This window comes from Microbulbifer maximicatervae (SeqCode) (assembly GCF_052467065.1).
The window spans coordinates 4,211,553-4,232,116 of sequence record NZ_CP174299.1 but is presented as its reverse complement, the minus strand read 5'-3'; the positions used below and the strand labels follow the sequence as shown (position 1 = coordinate 4,232,116).

Sequence of the window (20,564 nt, the reverse complement as noted above, 5' to 3'; positions counted from 1 at the left end):
AATTGCTCTGGTTACTTTTCTTTTTCCGAACATATTTCTGCGATATGTACTACGACACATCCTCCCAATTCCTTTTCAATCCCCGCCTTAACCAAGCGGAGGTCCGTTACCAAATCATCGTCAACCCAAATTCCAGCAGCCGTTAAAGCATCCAGAAGAGCTTTATTAATGTTGTCTATATCTCTCTTGCGGCGGTCAGGAAGGAAAACTTCAATCCAAACTCGGAGCTTTCCTTGAAGGGGCTGGAGGTTATAGGGAGCAAGGGCAGCTTGAACGGTAGCCCTAAACTCCTTACCGGGCTTTTTGATGAAGACCGAACCAGTGCGGGTGCGGCCATAGTAGTTATTTACTGAAGGTGGGTAAGGCAACTTAAAGGAAACGATATGCGTAGCGTCTTGCTTGTATCCCTTAAAAGTTGAAATTAGGCGCACCCTCATCAGAACCTGAAGGTTCACCCCCAGCGTCAGCACCACCATCATCAGGAGTTGACTCATCAGAACTGGCAGCGCCTTTAAAGCCGTCTTCAAATACACCAAAGGCATCAAGAGCGGAGTGCCCGGTTGCCAACTCATGGATCTGCACAGCTTCTATGTAGCAAGTGAGGTAAAGCTTGCCCTGCACCATTGAGACATTTGGGCGGAACGCTACAACCAGCTTGGAACCTGTATAGAAATCTCCTGTTTTCACAGGGTTCTTAGCAGTATCAATCAAAGGCAATGAACGCTTCTTCATCTCCCCTGTTTTCTTTTCCTTATACAAGGAGTACTGCTTCATCTTCAGAACAAAATTACCGTTAGGGGTATAGGTTTGCTCCTCACCTTCTCCCTCAACATCGTAATCTTCTTCAATAGGGAGGATTACTTCGGCTTTCTTAGCCTGTGCAGCGGGCTTGCCTCCCTTCTTAACAATCTCTGCACGGAAGTCTTCAACAAGCTTTGCACCCTGCTCACGGAAACGCTCAAGCCAAGCAACATGTTCATCATTCTCCATGTCAAAGACTTGCTTGGTTTCGTAAGTCGGATTCTCCTTGTTGAAGTGGTCATTAGGGGTTACAAGGTGCGGAAATTTCGCCGCTGTAACCGGGGTTAGGATAGTCTTAGCCACTCTTTTTATTACCTGTCATTGTGAATTGAGAAACATTGATACCCGCCTTCATAGCGCGCTTTAAAACTTCAGCGGGGATAGGCAGGCCCTTATCAATGAAGTGTGTGTAAATAGCCGTAAGTGGTTTCATAGAGTCACCTGTTGGTTCAGCTAAATTTTTCTGTGCCTAAGGGCAACAAATCTGCGGGGCACTAAATTTCTGTGCCTAAGGGCAACAAAACACCCCGCTTGTATCGCTTAGTAGGCCTGCTAGGCAAAAGCATAGGCGGACTTGTGGATTGCTTCTAAATCCAGACTCCCTTCTTCTGGTAGTTCCGGTACATCCTCTCTGTATTTAGGGGCAACCTGGGCAGTAAGCTGCTCTTTAAGTCGCACTAAGTAGTTCTCTCGGTAAAGCTCAACGAAAGCACGGCGGATTACACCGAAGAGCTTATCGGTATCTGCTGCATGTGTTCCAAAGGAGTCGTGGATGAGTGCAAAGCTGTTGATACCCTCTTGAGCTGACAGCCCTACCACCATCATCAGGTGACTTGCATCTAGGCTATGTACTACGTTCGGTGAGATGGCGTTTGCTGAAGCGCGTGTATCGGGTTTATCAGTTGCCTCTGCAAGCCTTGGCCAATACGTCTCACCACAAAGAGTTGTGCGTATCCTCCTCTCTTTCATTTCAAAGTATCTTTGCTGAACCGGGAAGCCTAAAGGAGTGGTCCAGCTTATGGTGCGACCAGACTTAGTAACCAAGCGAGCTGTCTGCTGCATCCAATCCATAGCCTCAGCGGCTTTCACAACTGTGGCTGTTACCGCTGAGTAAATCTCATCAGCAAGAACATTGGCTGCTAAGTGCCCTCTCCCAGTGAAAGGCCATTGCTCCTCATATTCCTGCTGTGTGATTTCACCCTGCTGAAGTTTGGTGGAAAGCTCCCTGTAAGTCGGAATGAGAATGTCCTCCATAAGCTGCTCTTTAAAACCGAACTTCTTGGAGCCATAGGGAAAAGTCATCACGGCTCGCTTAGTAGTCTTGCGAGTGATACCAAACTTCAGCCAAGCCCAGCCTTCCACGACACGGTAATAAATGCTTCGCATCTCCTTGGAAGCCTCACTCAACTTGTCTCGTGGGCAATCACTAATCGCTTTCTCTATGGCGTTATTCATTCTCTTGGGGGTGGTGATGCCGTGGTCAGCTGCAATCAGTTTCATCAGCTCCTTAGCAGCTTCTATCGCTGCCTCCTTGTCGCACTTAGTAGGGCTGACGGACGCAATAGACGCAATTACCCTGTCTGCAACCTTCTGGTAGATATCAGCGGGCTTATCAGCAGGCAGTAAGTTAACCTCCCTACCCGTGTCTTCACACCGCAAACAAGCTCCCAGGTTCTGGAGCCCTGAGCAAGATCCATCCAAAGCGACTGGTATCCGGCTGGCAAAGCCCACTCCCTCTCTATCCACCCCCACCAGTTCAAAGCAGACTGCCAGTGCTTGCCAAGGTTTATCAGCCTCAGTCCAAAGCAGGTTTGCCAGTGGATCTTGACCGCACCTTATGAACTCACCCCAGTTCTCATTAACGTAAGCAACCCGCTCATCAAAGCTCACTTTATCCACCCCCATAAGATTCGCCATGTGAACCTTAAGCCAGTACAGACCACGCTCACCCAAAGGCTTAGCCTCTGCAAAGTGCAACAGCCCCTTACTGAAGTCAGCCCCTTGCGGTGACAGCGAGCCATTAGTAACTGAGTAAAGGCGACCTCTGAAGTCCAGTTGGTAAGGAAAGTAGATATTCTCAAACTCCCTGTAGCGCTGGGCACATGTGAGCGTCCCCACAAACTGAATGCGGCGGCCTTTGTTAGCCCTGATGCGTTGGAACTGATTGCGACGGTCCTGCCTGTACTCATCAACTTCTTCTTCAGTGGCATTCTCACGGGGCCTTGGAATCGGGTCTTCATCTATCCGCAAAGGCAGCTCAGCCATACCATTGTTCAGCCCATAAGCCTTCTCCATGATTTCCAACACACCCAGGTTAATCTTCCAAGGGGTTTCCTGAGCCGCGTTCAAAGCTGCTCTTATCTCCTTCAACTCCATGTGCGCGAGGTCTGAGAGGTAGGCTTCATTCCGTGTCTTGACCATGTGCAACGGCTTAATCCAGGGAGAGATATAACCACCTCCCTTTGCACTACCCTCCTCCCACCTATTAGGCGGTACAACCATGGGCTGATAGCTCACACAAATCTCACTCATCATTTCCACATGGTTCTCAATGGCATCCAAGCAGGCTTTAGTGGGCAGCAGGTACTTGCAGGACTTGTGCCTCTCTCTAGTGTTCTGGATGTAGAAGAGCCCAGTCTTCTCAATGATGATGCTAATCATCTTCGCACCCACAACCACTTGAGTGTCGGTATCCCAACGGTCAGTCTTAAAGTCCTCAGCACTGTTCTGGAAAGTTCTGAAGAGTTCGCGTCTATAGGTATACCCAATACGCTTTGCAGCCTGAGCTTGCAGCTTCTTGCCAGTCTCCTTGAACTGCTCACGGTAAGCCTGCCCATTAACCTCATCCATAACGGCTTGGCCAATTTGTCTACATAGTGTCTGAAGCTGTCTTCCAGCGCTGATGCCATTGAACAGGAAGCGCATTGCAATGAATATGAGGGGCCTTAGCTCACCCTTCCTGAGATATTTCAGAGCCTTGTTGTGCCTACCGACAGCACTACTATCACGCTCCATCTCTTCCTTTAGAGCCTCTTCACAAATGAGTAGTGAGCGCTTGATGAGAGTCTTGCCGTAACTCGTGTCAGCCTCCTCACCATGCTGCTTGCGGCGCTCAATGGCTTTCAGGTAGCGGTGAACACCATACTCTCTCATTCCCTTTTCAAGCTGCTCTTGCACAAGCACCAAGTCTTCCATAGTAGTTCTCCAGGCAAAGGGGTGGCCGGGTCGCTATTGACCAAGCTTTAAAATCTGTTGGGGGGTTAGTTAGCTGGGCAAGATTTAAGAAGGCAGCTGACTTGAATTATCTCGGCGGGCCCGCATACCTACTTACGCTCTTGCTGTCCGTACCCTTATTAAAGAAGGGGGTACTTAGTACCTACGGAGGCAGGCCGAACCTGCCAATTTTTTGGTATGTGTTATGAGCAAAAAGAGCAAAAAAACCTACAAGGTAGGGCGTGATGCGGTCACTGGTCGGTTTATACCGGTCAAGGATGCTAAGCGTAGGAGAAAAACCGCTATTGTTGAAACCATCAAACGTAAATGAGGGGGACAACTTCAGGGGCTTCGGCCCCTGTTTTTTACTTATTATTAGAAGCCTTGTTCTGACCTGCTCCGAGATTCGCAAGATGTACCTCGTATCCATGGCCTGCATCCTTTCTTGAAAGTCCGTGCCTAAGGGCAACATAACTACCCTTGTCTCTCTTATCAGGTCTACTTTATGCGACCTGAAAGGGAAAATAAAGCCCACTGGTGGCGATTGTGGGCGTCATTCCTTTGGTACACGGAACATATTTCGGTACAGTACCGAATCAGGCTTGGCCAAAATGGCGTGCCTTAATGACCTTAAAGTGGCCAGAATACCCAGAAAAAATAGAAATCCCTTATGAATCAATGAGTTATAAGAGACTTAAAATCTCCCGGCTTCACGGCCGTGCCGGTTCAAGTCCGGCCCCGGGCACCAATCAGATCTTTGAAATCAATAATTTACATATCCTTTATGTGCAAATTTTGTGCGCCAACCTCTACTCTCCTCAAGCGATAAAAACCTAGTTAGCGTTTTTTCTAAGCGAAGAAAATAGAACCCCTACTTCCCATCACTGATAGTTTCTAAACCTGGCGATAAATACAGCTAAAGCATTAGTTATTAGATTCTCATCAAGACGGGCTGACTACTCTTTATGGTCATCAGCAGGCGGGGGAAGCACCCGATTCTGAAGGAAGTTGCAGATTTAACAAATGCCCACAAGCACTGCGTTACGAACAAGCCTAAAAAAATAAATGCTGACGATCTCTAGGCTGGCAGCTTCAGATTGATGAAGGCAGAATTGGGTTGGAGTAGCACTTCACATCAACAGAGTACGAAGGAAGCTTCATTCATAAAGCAACTGAGTTTGGAGTTAAGCATTACAGCAACCCAAACCCTACAGCGCTTGGAGTCAGCATCTCCCCCTAGTGGACACTTATCAACCTCCCACCAGCTGGCATGCAGCGGTCTACTAAACCCAGACACCAATATAGGTGGTGAAGTTGCCAATAAAAACATAGATACTCGATGAGCTGGCAACGTCGACCTTCTATCAATTTCAATACGTTCAGAAGAGGGAATGGCGCTAAATCCAAAGTAAATTATTATAATGAAAAATCGTATTTAATTACTTGGAAACGCGGGCGAGTTCTCCGTTTTGATAATACCGGAGCCAAGACCAATTCAATTCTAGATTTTTCTTAATTGTTTCGCCCTTTATGGCAAGTAACCCAAAGTACAGAGGCAATCCAATTTATGTTCAGGCCCTTGGCTCTACTAGTGTTCGCATCAGTCCCGATACTATTATGGATATCTTTTCCAGCTATCCGACTCCTCCTCCCTCAACTTAACGGCGTTAATTGTAATGGCCCTGTTTGCGTTGAAGATAAGAAAAGGCTCGCAGAAGCAACCGTTCTATACCGATCAGCGAATGATTCACTAAACAGAAACAGCCTTCTAGTAAATAGCCAACCTACTTTTGTTTATTGTTCAACTGTCGAGTGTTACCGTTCATTTGGCGGCGGGCAAGAAAGGGCCATATCTTTTCCTTACTCAGGCACTGTAATTGCGCCGAGTTCCTGGCAGGTCTATATTACTCAACATGAAATGGTGCACTGGTTTCAATTTAAAGAGATAGGCCCACTGAATACAATGCTTAAGCCTGAATGGTTTAGAGAGGGAATGGCGTACCTATATAGCGACGCTCCCGATTCAGATATCCCTGACCACTATTACCCAATGATTCAGCAGTATAAAGAATGGCACTCAGATATGGAGTGGAATGAAGTTATCTGCGCAGCGAGAGAGCTTTAAGGAGCCTCTAAATAATTCTGTAATATCTCTGCGAGCCTTCAGAGACAGAATTCTGGACACCCGCAAAAGTCGTTGCTTTAAGTGCCAGAATTATTGGCACGGTAGGGACTACAGGATACAAATACTGTATAAATATACACATCACCAAAGATCAATGCCCTTACCTCGTAGCGCACAAGTCTCGTTAGACACTACTCCCTATTACCATTGCGTCTCCCGCTGCGTACGAAGAGCGTTTCTGTGTGGTAGAGATATGAAGTCTGGTAATGACTATGAGCATCGCCGCGAGTGGATTGAATCCAGAATGCATAATCTAGCTTCAATCTTTGCCCTTGATATCGCTGCCTATGCCGTTATGAGTAACCACTACCATATCGTACTTTATATCGACAAAGAGAAAGCGCTGAATTGGCCGGATACCGAGGTCATTCTCCGTTGGCAGAAGCTATTCAAAGCTTCCAATTTGGCCCGTCGCTACCTTCAAGGGGACACTCTCGATCACTGTGAGATCAGAAAACTAAAGGAAATCGTCGCTCTATGGCGAGATCGCTTGATGGATCTTAGCTGGTTTATGCGCTGTTTAAACGAGTCTATCGCCCGTCAGGCCAATGCTGAAGATAATTGTACAGGCCGCTTTTGGGAAGGTCGTTTCAAGTCCCAGGCTTTATTAGATGAAAGAGCTCTTGCTGCCTGTATGGCCTATGTCGACCTCAACCCTATCCGTGCCAATATGGCAAAAACGCCAGAAGACTCTAACCATACCTCGATCCAACAACGCATTCGTGCAGCAATCTTAGGTGAGCAGCCCAAAGACTTACTACCGTTTGTTGGCAATGAGCGCCTGAATATACCTAAAGGGCTTCCCTTTCAGTTGGATCACTATTTAGAACTAGTGGACTGGAGTGGTCGACATCTAGCCCCCAGAAAACGAGGCTTTATTGCTGAAAGCACGCCACCCATCCTCAAACGACTAGGCATCTCACCAAAACACTGGCTATACCTCAACAGAAACTTTGAAAGTCGCTTTAAAGGATTGGTGGGATCAGTGGAGACAGTACAACAAGCCTGTATACAGCTCAATAAACGCTGGGTGCACGGTATAGGCGACTGTCGGCGCCTCCTTTCTGCAGTATCCTGCTAGTTACCACCCAACCTATCGATACCTCTCCTCCCGGCTTGTATCCAAACCATGATTTTCCAACCCCAAGTATATTTCCTCAGTCTTCCACTGCACCTTAACACTAAATCAGAAAGAAAAAGTCGCTAGAGCTGGTACTAAAAACACGGCTCGCACTTCTCTCCAATCTTATCGCCGTAAAGGGCCAACTCACCCCAACAGGTTTGTTGCCCCTCCGGCACAGATCCGTACGTGCGCTACTAACGCATACGGCTCCTACGATAAGTCAGACACACAGGCGTTGGTTGGGGTATGGATGTAACACTCTCACACTGGGTATAAAACGCTTCAACAAACGTTGTAGGCGCGCCCATATGATCGGCTTTTTCTGCCCCCGGCGACGTAAAGCATGCAACCAGGCTCGACATATTTCTCGGCGAAATAGGTTTAGTGCCTGATGATTGCGAGGAACCGCAAAATAATTGTAATGCCCTTGCATCACTCTTTGCAGCCATTGCCCTTGCTTAAATACGTCCTTATGACGCATTTTAAACAGCTTCTGCCGGATGGCTTTTAACCTAGCGTTAAGCCGCTTTCGGTTGGTGGTGCGCCAGAGTGCAAAGCGACCATCCGAAACACGTTTGCCGCAACGGTGGGTAAACCCGAGGAAGGTAAAGCTTTCAGGTTTTCTACCTCCGCGACGTTTGGCATTGCTCATCGCGAAGCGACCGAACTCCAGTAGCCGGGTTTTATCCGCGTTAAGTTGTAACCCGAATTTTGCCAGGCGCTGGGTTAATGCCACTTGAAAGTGCTCGGCATCCGAACGGTATTGGAAACCCATCACGCTATCGTCCGCGTAACGGACTATGTAACAGGCTCCACGTGCGGATTGTTGCCGCCATTGATGCGCCCAAAGGTCCAAGACATAGTGCAGGTAAATATTTGCCAGCATCGGCGATATCACTGCACCCTGCGGAGTCCCAATCCTGGTCTTGGTAAAGCGTCCATCGTCCACCACCCCTGCCTTTACGATACGCTCGATCAAATGTAGCAGGCGTCGGTCGGCAATACGATGCGCTAGAAAGCGCAGTAGCCAGCCGTGGTCGATAGTGTCAAAGAACTGGCTGATATCTGCATCCAGTATCCAGCTCACGGGCTTCTGCTCGATAGCTACAGCAATCGCGTCGAGCGCGCGATGCTGGTCGCGACCCGGGCGAAAACCATAGCTGAAACCGAGAAAGTCCGCCTCGTAAATGGCCTCCAATACCCATACCAGCGCTTGCTGAACTACCTTATCTTCGACTGCTGTAATCCCGATGGGGCGTTGGCTCCCGTCGGCTTTAGGCAACCAAATACGGCAGACCGCTTGTGGTCGATAGCATTGGAGATGGAGGCGTGTGTGGAGATCCAGGATGCGTTCCCGTAGGTTATTACCGAAGTCGCTCCAGCTTTCTCCATCAAGGCCCCGAGTTTCTTTGCGGCTGATGCTTTTATAAGCTTCGGCCAATAGTCGCGGGGTGAGATGGTGGAATAAGTTAGTGAACCGTTCTTTGCGCTGCGCTTTTGCACGTGTGTGTAGACGCTCCAGCCCCGACGACCCTGCTGCTGCGCTCTGAGTCGCAGTCAGGTCCGGCACAGAACGCCATTTCTTATCGTTAGATCCCTTCGCTCCACCGGCTCCGCCATGCGGCACTTTATTAGTTAGCACTTTGTTCACCGGGTTCTTCACTACTATGAATCTATCTGACTTCCTGAAGGCGTAAATGCCCGGCCTTTGCCTAACTGGCTTCGCCGGACCCGACCCGTGCGGGACACGCACGAATCACCTACAGGATCTCCCGAGTTCCGCGCAAAAGACATCAGTACATGCATCAGGTCAATTGACTCCGGAGACCGATGTAGATACTCGCAAGAAACGTACCTACCTCTGTTGCCTTCCCCATCACCCAACAAGGTCGGCGATCTCAAATCTTGTTTTCGGAGCTCAATACTGAGCCTGCACCTTCCCCTGTCAACGCTTAACCCTGGCCGTTACCGGACAACGCCCATGACTCGGGGCCCCAGCGGCTTGCTAAACCTTACCGGGTAGAGGGCTTTCACCTCCAATCTTTTGTCGATTTATCTCGGCGCACTGGGTGTCCAGAATAATTAATTTCGACGCGTCGGGTCATTGCCTATTACGAGACCGAGAGCGAACACCCGCCGGCCAACCTGCTGGTGGACCTGGCGCAGGCCCTCAAAGTCAGCACGGACGAGCTACTCGGCGTAAAGCCGGTGAAGAAGATCAAGCAGCCGGATTCCAGATTGCTGCGACGGATGCAGCAGATTGAGAAGCTGGACGCCGCGACCAAGCGGCAGGTAATTCAGGTGATCGATACGTTTATCGAGAATGCCAAGCTGAAGAAGCAGGCTTGATAGGCTATAACGACAAAGCCCCGGCAAATTACTCTGCCGAGGCTTTGATAATTTTCATTCTCAGGAAAGAAGACTATCGACTACGATTTCGAGGCCTAATAGGTTTTATAGGAGCTAGCAACATTGCCAGCCCTCCAAACAATCCTGTAGGGCTTTTATAGGCTTCCAGAAATAGGCTTGTGCAACAAGCCTATCCAACAAAGCCATAGTTTCCTGAAAGAATTAAAGTCACCAAGCCAAAAAGAAGAATAAAAATTATATCAAGCGCAAAAAACAATCTAACCCCTATCTTTCCGCACAACCTCAAAGAAAGGATCACCAAACATATAACTAGATATGCAATAACCGAGTAAAATAGAATACTTCCTCTACCTGAATAATATGAATCAAACTGGGGAGAAATATTTGGGATAATTGCAAAAAAAGTATAGGCAATAATCCAAGCCAAAAATAGAACGACTAATTTATTGGCAGACCACTGTAATATAAGCAACTTATTACTCATGCTGTTATCCATTAATTCAACTACTCCCAAATAATAATTCACTATGCAGTGACTTCAGTCGCTCTCTCACACAACCACATATAATCAAGGGTTATTCTTTTTATAAGCTCGTATATCGAAACCATTATTAGAACCTACATGAACGCCATTACTAAACTCATTCCAAGTTCCAAAAGCAAAGATAGGAAAATACTTTGGACCAACGGAAAAACTATCAATAGGGTTTGTATGATAATACCAACTGGGACCACTTACTGTAGTATTTAAAATTTCTGATAGCTCCATAGCAAGCGGGTTGGCTAAAGCATCAAGATTCCCTGTATTGCAGCCTCTAAGTCGGATTGGCATGCCTGGCGACCACTGGCCGCTATTTAATACTAACTCTGAGAGTGCTTTAGCATCCAAAACAATTGGGTTTCCATTTGCATCATAATTACTTCCATCCGAGGTTAATCCATTCATATAACTTGCAGTACCGTGCCCCCAGATATCTAACGTATTAGGATCATCAAATTTAGTTTCTGCTGCTGCATACAGTAATACATCTTTTTTAGAGAAAAGATTAATCTTTCCACCCTTTTGTGCATTTCTTTCATTAGCAGCCTGCTGTTCTCCATTGTATATCTGTGCAAATGCCGCAGTAACTGCCCCATTTGCAAACTTACCACCCGTTGCTTGCGAAATAGTTCCACCAATAACGGCCGCCATAACAACTCGCACTCCTTTCAAGTCAGCATCAATGCCAACAATATTGTTGACATTGATCGCCTTTGTAAGGCCAGCGCTGGCAAATCCATGCCCAAATTTGCCTCCTTGTAGTTCGGAGATAATACCTCCAGTTAATGCATGGGCTCCTATATGCCCTAAGCCACCCTTAGCCCAAAAGCCCTCGGTTTCTGTAAAATTTGAACCCACAGCACTAAATGCTGCCTGGGAAAGATACGCCGTAACCCCTGCCTTAAAGCCAGCCGCCAATGCGTCTGAGGTACTCGCCCCAAAAATCTTAGCATTAAGAGCCGTGCCTCCTCCATAACACGCCGCATACCAAGGGCCGCAAAACATTGACCCTATAGCGTTGCCAATAGCGGCAACTTCTGGCCCCAATGCCTTAACTGTGTTAACAAAAAGTGCAGCCTCCAGCAACCCTGATAAAAAATACCCACTCGGATCTGTTGCATTCAGCGGATTATTCCACACATACGCATAGCGGTTATGGGATTGACTGAAGCTCGGCGCCTGTACAAACGGATCTGCCTGCATAAACCTGGCCAGGCGCGGATCATAAATCCGCCCGTTCATATGAATGAGCCCTACCTGATCCAGCATTTCGTGGCCCGTGTAACCGCGGGTGGTAATGCGGCTATCAAAGTCAGTTAGAGCTGTGCTTGCTAATAGGCTCCAGTCCACGGCGTTGCGGCGTTGTCCCCAAGCATCGAAGCTGTAGACAGCCATGCCATCATTGGCAATCTCACCTTTGCTGTCAGTAATCACATCCAGCGAGCCCAGATGGTCTTTGTGCAGGTACTGGGTGCTGCGATTACGGTATTGGCCCTCACTATCCCCATCGCTGGCTGTCAGACTGATCAGGGCTCCGCCGGGGAGATAACGCTTGATCTCGGTAATACCGTCTTTGGTTATCTTCTCGACATTGCCGATGCTGCGAGTCTCGGTAACCTTGCCGCTCTTGTCGGTGTCGATACGCAGATAGCGCATGCGGTCCGGGCCGTATTTAAACTCGGTTTTATGGCCGCCCTTTTGGATTTCGTAGGGCTTGTCGAAGGTGGTGTATTTCAGCCTTCTGCCGCTGGAGTCCTCGGTCATATTGCCATTGGCGTCGTATTGGTAGCGCACACCATCGGAAGTTTCACAGACGGCGTGGGGGCCGAAGCCTTGATCACACTGACTTCCGTAACGATATTCACCCACATCGGATTTGAAGGTGATATTACCGAGGTCGTCATAGCGTGTAGTCTGCGCTTCACGGCCTGCCACCTGGGCGCTGGTGAGACGGTTTAATTCGTCATAGAGGAAGTCTTCGCGCAGGTTTTTCCCCCCACTTTGTTCCACGCGGTTTTCGAGGTTGCCGACGTCGTCCCAGTCGTAACTGAGATGCTGGAGGTCGCCAACACCCAGCACACCGGCTGTCTGGCCCAGCAGAAGGCCAGTTGCGGGATGGTAGTCTTTGACGGTGGTAATGCCATTGCCACTCAGGTGCTCGGTCACATTGCCACGGGCATCCATTTTGACGACCGTATAAAACTGTTCGGCGGTGGCGAGGTTGCGCAGCTCGGCGTCTACAACCTGGGCGAGATAGCCGTATTGGTTGTAATGGTGGCGGATGGCACTGCTTTTCCAGCTACCGTCGCCACCGGCATCAAAGACTTGGAACGGCCGCGAGAACTGGTCGTAGTTGGTTTTTTCATAGTGATCGTCGCCCCCTTCCAGAGAGAAGCTGGTAATGGTTTCACTGGGACGGCCATAGTGATCATAGCTATACAGTTTGGCGTAGCTGTCTGAGCTATTGCTGGGATCGAATGCCTCCACTCGGATCAGTGCTGCCGGAGGTACGCCATTTTCTCCAGTGCTCTGGTCGTTGTTGTAAAACCACTTCGTGGTTTTTACGGCTTTACTGGTGTCAAAATCTCGACGCTCGGTCAGGCGGCCGAGAATGTCATAGGTATTCTCGACTCGCTGACCCTTAGCATCGATTTGCTGTTTCAGTTCTCCGTAGCCGTTGTAGACATACTCCCAGTCCCCTTTGTCTGGGTCGGACATGGTGTCTTTGCGGCCGAGCAGGTCGTAGGTCATGCGGGTGATCAGGTTGCGGCTGCCGTTGCCTTTATTGATCACTTGCAGCAGCTGGCCCTCGGCGTCGTGGGTAAATTCGAGGGTGTTATTGGCGTTGTCCTGAGCTCGTACTTTTTCCCCAACCACATTGCTGGTTTCTACCTTGCGCTGCCCCTTGGGGTTGATGGCGGTGGTGGTGGTGCCTTGGTATTCCAGGGTGAGATCCCAGCGAGTACCTCTGCTGTTACTGATCCCCGGCAGGTCGGTTCCTATCACGCGACCAAGACGGTCATAGTCGTGGGTTGTCCAGTAGGCAGTAGCGCCTGCTTTGTAGGGTTCTGACTGGTGTTTTACCCGGCCCACATTGTCGTATTCAATATCGACATAATTCCAACCGCCATCGAAAGCGCGGGTGGCTTTGCGCACTTCCCGGGCGATGAGGTCGTAACAGGTTAGGGTTTCGCCGCCACCACCGCTGTATGCGCGTTGCTGGGTGCTGGCACCACTGGGGCACTGGGCACCGGCTGGGGCCAGAAGGCTGCTGCTCTGTGCACCTGTACTGCTGTAGCTGTGCACCTGACGATTAAAGACATCGTAGGTGATCTGGCTGACCACGCCGGCGATATCCTCAACCTCAGTGGGGTGACCGGCACTATTACGTTGCAGTACCCGACGGAGTGTCTGGTTATAGCCGTTTACCTCTTCATCTACAAAACGCCCATTAGAGTTATATACCCAGCGCTGAGTGCGTGGTTCTTCGTTAGTGGCAGATTGTTCGGCAAGGGTTTTATTACCAAAGTCATCGTATTCGTAACGGGTGGTCAGTTGCAGAGGATCGCCAGGCTCCAGGATTTCCTGTTTGAGAAGCCCTGCCTCATTACCGCTGTCGTAGTAGGTAAAGGCACTTTTACGCACGGCCTCGTGGAGCTGGCCCCCTTCGCTACGGCTGTGGGTGACAGTGGTATTGAGCAAACGTCCCAGTTGGCGATAGCTATTAAAGCTGTGTTGTGGATTCTGGAAACTGACTGCTCCACTGCCATAGTCATTGACGGTCTCGGTGCTGAAGCGATCCCCCTCAGGCGTTTCGGTGACCGCGAGAATACGAGTGACGTTGCCATCAGTATCCTGCTCGGTGGAGGTGGTGACGGTTTTCAGCTGCGCGCCCTGAGCTTGGCCATCGTTAACGAAGTCGTAGGACTTTTCGACACTGGTGGTGAGAACCGGCTTCAGTGGTCCCAGTTTGATTGTGCCGTTGAGGGCTGTTGCCGGGAAGCTGGATTGCCAACCTTGTAGCTCCCAGGTGTTGTCAGATTCACTCAACAAGTAACCCTGGGGTGTGCGGGTTTCTGTGCGCAGTGGATAGCCGCGGAAGGGGAAATCCTGGCGGTAGTGGGTGGTGGTTTTGATACCACTTTGCTCGTCGATAGTGCGCAGGCTTTCAAAGCCCAAGAGTCCGCGACCACCGGCCTGCAGGCGCGCGCCACCGTACATATAGCTGATGGTGCTGGTGGCCTCCAAATCCACCTGCCCTGCAGTGGCGGCATTGGTTGCGGGGGCACTGCTATCGACTTGAGTGACCAAAAACTGGGTACCGGGCATTTCCAGTACCGGACTGGTTTTGCCGAGGGTGTGCTGACCCTGCCAGTCGCTATTGAGCGCGTGGTAAAAATCGCTAGTGGTGTTGACCCCGTACTGGGTACACCAGTCCTCAATGGCATCGATATTTCCACTTCCACAGTGGGACTCGAGCACAGCGCCAATATCCAGGCGCGCATAGTGGCCAGAGGTAACGCTTGAGCCGAAGGTGATATGGGTTTGCGCTCCCAGGCCATTGGTGATTTTCTCAATCACGTTGGGGGCCACCTTGCGGTCTGGTGAGTGGTAGACACGCAGATAATCGTCGGCGAACTCCACCCAGTCAGTAGAGCCATCGCCGTTCATATCCAGGAACATATCCAGGCCATCTTTGCGCGCACTGCGGAAGTTCTCTTCTGCGCTATAGCTCTGCTGGTCGCTCTGCCAGCGGCGCAGGCGCAGTTCTTCCTGATCTCCCTGCTCTCTTCGCCAAACCAGGTCGAGATCCCCATCTCCCTCATAGTCCAACCAGCTCGGCTGGGCGCCTTCGGGGAAGCTGCCCAAGCTGATTGGGGAGGCGAAGCCGGCACCGGTGTTGAGCCGGTAGGAATAAGGGCTGCTGCCCGAGGTATCTTCTTGAACCAGATCCACTAACCCATCGCTATTGATATCGACGGCCCGCAGCTTGCGGTGCAGGTAAGGATGACGCTGCAGAGACGTTGCACCCGTTTCATCACTGCCACCCTTAAAGCCCCAGGTTTGTTCTGTGCCATCCGGAGAGTCCATTACCTGTTGGCCGAGAACCAACTGGTTGCCTTGCACTTTGACAACATGGGCGCGGGTCCATTGGGACTCCATATCACCCTTGTCCCACCGCATCAGAGTCTGCATCAAAATCAAATCGACCTGACCATCCCCATCAAAATCCCCGATCACATCCGGGTTCAGATAAGTTTCTAGCGTCTTGTCGTCCCAGGACGGTGGGTTAAAGGGGGCTGGCGTGGGCATTTGCCAGGATTGCAAGGCACCAAAGTGATAGAAGTTGGCGGAGTCTGTGGATGCTCCAGAAGGTTGTAACAGCTTGTAGCCAGACGAGGTCACAGCATCTGCCAAACCGTCACCATTGATGTCCACAAAACGGGTGTTTTTGTCCAGGGAAAGCTCTATGGGTGATGTCGACAGACGCCAGGCTCCGTTGTTATAAACCGACTGGTGCAGCTTCCAGATACCACCATCTGCCCCTGATCGACGGAAAAGTGCTACATCGGCACGACCATCGGCGTTGTAGTCCAATACTTCCCAGCGATAAGGGCTGAGCGAACTGCCACCGTAATGGCCCGCCTGCTGTTCGGGACCAAAACCCTGTTCTGTGGCCAGCACATATTTGAGGTATTGATCGCGGATTTTAGGCTTGCCATTCACCTGATCCCAGTCCGCCTCAAGCCAGACAATATCCATACGTCCATCGCCGTTGATGTCCGCAGGTCTTGGTGAAACAGTGCGGTCTTCCTGATCGTTCAGTTTTACTGCGCTGGCAGAATCGGTAGTGAAGAAGATGGCTGGCAGGCGCCATTCAAACACGGTGTCGGGGTGGCACACACTGCCCACACACTCGCGTATGCGCTCAATACGGCTCAGCACATCCTCTTCGACATCGGTTATGAGGTAGTCCAGTTCATAGCGTCGCAGCAGCGCGCTTTGCACCCCATGCGTGGTTATGGCATGCAACCGCTGGCTATTGGTTATTTTTGCACCGGCAACATGGCTACTGATGACATCTTCGCGCGCTTCATAGTCGAATGTTACTGAGGCGGCGGGACTGCTGCTGTCACCATAGGCGTAGCGGATTTCGCGGATACGGTGACCACCGCTTTGATCGTAGAAAAACTCTATGGGATTGCCGGCACTATCTTCCGTGCGGCTCACCACCCAGCTCAGAGTGCCAAAACCTGCGAGGGACTGCTGGGCATTATTTCCGTTGGTGTTTTGTCCGTAATAGTTAATAGAACCGTCTTTACGTTCGGCAGTAAAGTAGCTCGGTTTACCGGCGCTGCCACCGTGGGCAGTAACCAGAGTAAAGCTATCGATCTCGGTGCGGTACTGACTACCTGGGGCGCCATAGCTGCCCCCATTAACCAGTAACAGGCGCTGGCCATCCAGGCAGAAACGGTCCTCGCTTCCCCAGGTAATCGGCCGGTTTTGGCCATCCTGCCCCAGAGTCTGGCGACAGCGGGTGACGCTGGAGAGACCACTTAAATTCCAACCCTGCCCGAGCAGGCCATTGCCGCCCTGGCTCGAGTAGTTGAGAGCCAGTTGTGGCGCGACACCGGCGGTGCCCGCAGGCAGGCTCAAAGGTATTGAATAGGTAGCAGCCCCAGCTTCATTGACCCGGAACTGCCCTGGCAATGTACCCGTCTCTGCCGAGATGGCCATCGCCGTAGAATCCGGCAGTATCGATGCGGCAGGCTCTGGAGGCGTTTCCACTACACCGTTGTAACAACCATTTGCGCACGGGCTGGTACGGCTGTTGAATGCCACTATATTCGTGACACCATCGTTATCGGGGTCATCGTCAGCGCCGTAGGAAGTGTCGCCGAGGAAGAGAATTTCCCACCAGTCTGGAAGGCCATCTCCATCGCAATCGCGGGTGTATGCATCGCCATCGTCACAGCTTGTGACCGCCCAGCTGTAGTCCTGTTCATACAAATATTTGAAGCTGCGGCGGAGCAAGGCATTAGTGGCGTAAACGTATTCCTCAGACTGCGCAAACAAGGTGGCAGCATGAGCGAGCGACAGCCCCTCTGCGGTATCAATCAACTCGTCTCGGCTGTAGCTGCGCCCACCCCAGGTCAGATTCGGCTGCCCTTGCTCAGGGAACAACCTCTGATACAGGGTATCGACAAAAGCCTCTGCCCGCGTCCGGGAATCGGAGTGCTTAAAGACCTCGGAGAAATTAGCCTGACCACTGGTGGATACTAAAAAGGCTTCAGCAATATCCTTGTGGGTAGTATTGCCGCCGACCAACTGGTAAGTCCAGAAGGTCAGAATCTTTCCGCTAAAGGGCAATTCGGGTTGTAGCAGGCTGCGATAGAGGCGCGCCACACTGAGATATTCCGGTTCTCTGGATGGATCTGGGGCCCAATTACCGATCTCTTCCCAGAGAGCTGGATCGCCGACACTTTCCCAGATCAATTTACCGGGGCCTTCATTATCCCGGGTCAGGGCATATATCTGATTATTCTCGGCTGTAGAAAAATACAGGGTGTTTTCCCCGGCCAAAACCGGTTCTTTAATGATGCCGCCACTGGTGGGGTAGGTCCACTTAACCCGCTCCCAGGGTTTGGTTGCAGATGCATTGACGGCATAGAGTATGCCTTTCTCTTCGTCTCCAGTCCCACTGCCCCCTTCATTGGCCTCGGCTTCACTGATGATGGTACCAAAGTAGAGTACGCGATTTTCGTCCTGCACCGCTCGAGAGACCACTTTGCCTCGGGTAGGTAAGCGCCACTTTTCCAGAGCATAAGGCGTGATGGCATAGAAGTTTTCATCCAATGCGCCCACGTAGATAGTGCCATCGGTGCTATCTATGCTCGGAGTGGCACGAATAAAACCATCGGCTGTAAAGGGCCAGCCCAACTCTTTGACACTGGTGCCATCCTGTTGTTTTAGGGCGTGCAACTGCTTGCCAACAGCAATATAAACAACGCCGTTGGGACCGATGGCTGGTGAGGAGCTGGATTCACCAATAAGCTCGGTGTCACGGTTCCCATAGGCTGTGATACCAGCAATGGCCCCATTGGGGTTGGTGACCCTTGCTCGCACTCCGAGTTTAAACAGCTGGGCATAAAGCGCACTGCCCGGCGCAATACTGACACGCAGGCTGGTGGTGGAAACATGCTCAAGCGCCCCAGCGCTCGCTGCAAAGGTTTGCTGTACCTTTGGATCGGCTACTCCAGTTAATGTCAGAGACAGGTCTGGATCCAGCCCCAAGCCGGATAGTGCAAGACAGCCCTCACCACAGGATAGGCTTGCCGCCGTCAGTACAGGGGGCAATACAGAAACCAGAACCTGATTACTCGGTTCGCTGCAGACTTGAGGATTTTCTTTGTCACATGCCAGTACCTGGTAGGCATATTCATTAGGACTTTTATTTTCTATAAGAGCGCTGGTCTCAGCCCCTTGCTGGATGAGGCTCCAGGCAGTCTGAGATTCCGCACCACCGGGCTTTTCCTGAAGAAGGTATATAACTTCCTTGTTGCTTGTGGGATTCCAGGTAAGGGTATAACTGTCAGTGAACTGCGGATTAGAACTTCCTGACTCCGGGTGTGGGCGTGCGGATAACGCCCCGGGAGCCTCCAGGCTATCTACGGTAATGGCAATGTCGTCACTGAGCGCACCGCACCCTAGGGGGTTGCAGGCACTGACCTGATAGCGATAGTCTCCTGATGCTTTGTTCGAGAAGTAAAAGCCAACATCTTCAATGTCTTCCCTAAATAAGCTAAAAGGTGAGCCGTCTTTGCTTTGCCAGATCTGATACTCAGTAGTGCTCGCCACCGGGACCCAACGTAAGGTGTAGTTACCGCTGCGGTTAATTCCAGGTTGCGTCTCTCCGCCAATGGTTAAGCCATTCGGCGCAGAAGGTATTGTGGCTGCGGTCACGCTAAGAGGCTGAGGAATAGAAATTTTCGAGCGCCCTTCGTTATCGGTCACCTTAACAGATAAAGTAAAGTCACCGGAAACCCCCTCCCCCGGTGTCCAGACCAACTGATACTGCTTTCTTTCGCCTTTTTCGTTTGTATCAAGAGGCAAGATTACTACTGGGCCTAAAGAGGAAATCACCAGCCACTTGGAATTGACAGGTTTAGTGACTGTACCTATCCCGGCACCACTCAGCAAAAACTCCACCGAGGCCACGCTGCCATCAGGATCTTCTGCTTCTGCTTCTAAGGTAACTGTATTGTATTGCGCAATAGTTTTCGGCGGATTGACCAAGCTACCTATTGGAGACTTGTTCGAATCTACATCAATAGTGACTGCCTGATTATAAAGAGAACTACTTGCACCAAGGTTATCCGTTGCAACAGCCCAAACCTCAAATTCACCTTCACTCGGAGTCCAATTCAGGCGATAACAATTTTGGCACTGGCTGGTATCTTTTGTAGCATTTCCAATAGATTGCTCTGTAGTACTACCGATAGGCTGATAAAAAAATTCGACCTCTCCAATAGAACCATCATTATCGTCCGCAGTAACATAAAAAGTTTTCACCTGACCATACTCGACATGGCCACTGTTGTTGCTACCTTGCCAGCCAATACTGGGGGATTGGTTGGAAGTTACCTTGACAGCCATCTTCGTGGAAAGAGGGCTGCACTCCAGGCTGTTACAGGCCTGGAGCTGATAGGAATAGCTACCTACAGGTTTATCGGAGAACGTATAGGATGTTGGTAGTGTGCCCGCCCACTGCTTTAGCGGGGAGGTACTGGAATTTTCAAAGAGGCTGATCGTCTTGGCATTGCCGGGGTTTTTCCAGCGCAAGGTGTAGTCTTCACCTTCAACAATATCATTTGGTGTAATAGTAAAAGAACTCGGAGCAGTTATGGGGTTTCCGACAGTAACGGTTTTGCTTTTAACAAGGTACCCTCTTGTACTTGAACATTTGTTACCACCGCAATTCTCACCTTCAGTCCCTACCCAAAGAACCCTGTACTCAAATCTCCATGAACCAATTTTGTCGACATTTAGAGTATAATTTGCATCTTTAAATCTACCGGAGAAGGAAGTTTCGAAAATTTGTTGAAACTCGTCATTGTGATAGACTTCCACTGAAGACCATTTATAACCACAACTAGAGCTTAAATCGCAGCTACTGATTTGTGTTGCATGCCCCCTAGATCCCCATGCCGGGCACCCTCCATTCGAGCATCCATCATACCAAACCGTTTTAACATCTATTCGGCCATCCGTACTATGTGTTGGCGCCACCGTAAGGTAATCTGCAAATGCATTTGACACACCTAGCCCGA

Annotated in this window: 10 protein-coding genes and 1 tRNA gene; 4 read left to right on the top strand and 7 right to left on the bottom strand. The window is 50.4% G+C overall.

Annotation, left to right across the window (positions count from 1 at the left end; translation table 11 throughout):
- Positions 1 to 11: 11 nt before the first annotated feature.
- From ACJJI1_RS18655 to ACJJI1_RS18640, 4 genes are all read right to left on the bottom strand, one after another.
- Positions 12 to 431, bottom strand: coding sequence for a RusA family crossover junction endodeoxyribonuclease (locus tag ACJJI1_RS18655; RefSeq protein WP_444957583.1), 420 nt, complete (start codon positions 429 to 431; stop codon positions 12 to 14).
- Positions 409 to 1,104, bottom strand: coding sequence for a hypothetical protein (locus tag ACJJI1_RS18650; protein WP_444957582.1), 696 nt, complete (start codon positions 1,102 to 1,104; stop codon positions 409 to 411). The genes ACJJI1_RS18655 and ACJJI1_RS18650 overlap by 23 nt, the downstream gene beginning before the upstream one ends.
- Entirely contained in the window at positions 1,097 to 1,234 is a 138-nt protein-coding gene (locus tag ACJJI1_RS18645) for a hypothetical protein (protein ID WP_444957581.1), read from the bottom strand. The genes ACJJI1_RS18650 and ACJJI1_RS18645 overlap by 8 nt, the downstream gene beginning before the upstream one ends.
- A 119-nt stretch (positions 1,235 to 1,353) precedes the next feature.
- Complete coding sequence (locus ACJJI1_RS18640; RefSeq protein ID WP_444957580.1) at positions 1,354 to 3,996, bottom strand: DNA-directed RNA polymerase; 2,643 nt, start codon at positions 3,994 to 3,996, stop codon at positions 1,354 to 1,356.
- Positions 3,997 to 4,632: 636 nt separating this feature from the next.
- On the opposite strand from ACJJI1_RS18640, the gene ACJJI1_RS18635 reads away from it, so the two are divergent.
- The 3 genes from ACJJI1_RS18635 to ACJJI1_RS18625 all read left to right on the top strand — a co-directional run bounded on the left by ACJJI1_RS18635 (position 4,633) and on the right by ACJJI1_RS18625 (position 7,280).
- Positions 4,633 to 4,762: transfer RNA gene (locus tag ACJJI1_RS18635), tRNA-Leu, on the top strand.
- A 1,245-nt stretch (positions 4,763 to 6,007) separates the two neighbouring features.
- Complete coding sequence (locus ACJJI1_RS18630) at positions 6,008 to 6,139, top strand: hypothetical protein (protein WP_444897190.1); 132 nt, start codon at positions 6,008 to 6,010, stop codon at positions 6,137 to 6,139.
- A 253-nt stretch (positions 6,140 to 6,392) separates the two neighbouring features.
- On the top strand, positions 6,393 to 7,280 hold the full coding sequence (locus ACJJI1_RS18625) for a transposase (RefSeq protein ID WP_444957579.1): 888 nt from the start codon (positions 6,393 to 6,395) through the stop codon (positions 7,278 to 7,280).
- A 262-nt stretch (positions 7,281 to 7,542) separates the two neighbouring features.
- Here the strand turns inward: ACJJI1_RS18625 and ltrA are convergent, their stop codons facing one another.
- Positions 7,543 to 8,973 carry a group II intron reverse transcriptase/maturase gene (ltrA, locus tag ACJJI1_RS18620; protein WP_444957578.1) on the bottom strand — a complete coding sequence of 477 codons (1,431 nt, stop codon included), beginning with the start codon at positions 8,971 to 8,973 and terminating at the stop codon, positions 7,543 to 7,545.
- A gap of 500 nt (positions 8,974 to 9,473) precedes the next feature.
- Between ltrA and ACJJI1_RS18615 the strand changes: the two genes are divergently transcribed.
- Positions 9,474 to 9,671, top strand: coding sequence for a hypothetical protein (locus ACJJI1_RS18615; protein WP_444957577.1), 198 nt, complete (start codon positions 9,474 to 9,476; stop codon positions 9,669 to 9,671).
- A 190-nt stretch (positions 9,672 to 9,861) separates the two neighbouring features.
- Here ACJJI1_RS18615 and ACJJI1_RS18610 read toward each other — a convergent pair whose 3' ends face one another.
- Positions 9,862 to 10,176: a hypothetical protein gene (locus ACJJI1_RS18610; RefSeq protein WP_444957576.1), complete on the bottom strand. Its 315-nt coding sequence runs from the start codon at positions 10,174 to 10,176 to the stop codon at positions 9,862 to 9,864.
- Positions 10,177 to 10,260: 84 nt separating this feature from the next.
- Positions 10,261 to 20,553 carry an RHS repeat-associated core domain-containing protein gene (locus ACJJI1_RS18605; protein WP_444957575.1) on the bottom strand — a complete coding sequence of 3,431 codons (10,293 nt, stop codon included), beginning with the start codon at positions 20,551 to 20,553 and terminating at the stop codon, positions 10,261 to 10,263.
- Positions 20,554 to 20,564 lie beyond the last annotated feature (11 nt).

Bases quoted from the DNA above. Each gene is read 5' to 3' on its own strand.
- ACJJI1_RS18630 (WP_444897190.1), top strand. From the start codon at position 6,008: ATGGCGTACCTATATAGCGACGCTCCCGATTCAGATATCCCTGACCAC.
- ACJJI1_RS18640 (WP_444957580.1), bottom strand. From the start codon at position 3,996: ATGGAAGACTTGGTGCTTGTGCAAGAGCAGCTTGAAAAGGGAATGAGA.
- ACJJI1_RS18610 (WP_444957576.1), bottom strand. From the start codon at position 10,176: ATGAGTAATAAGTTGCTTATATTACAGTGGTCTGCCAATAAATTAGTC.
- ACJJI1_RS18625 (WP_444957579.1), top strand. From the start codon at position 6,393: ATGAAGTCTGGTAATGACTATGAGCATCGCCGCGAGTGGATTGAATCC.
- ACJJI1_RS18645 (WP_444957581.1), bottom strand. From the start codon at position 1,234: ATGAAACCACTTACGGCTATTTACACACACTTCATTGATAAGGGCCTG.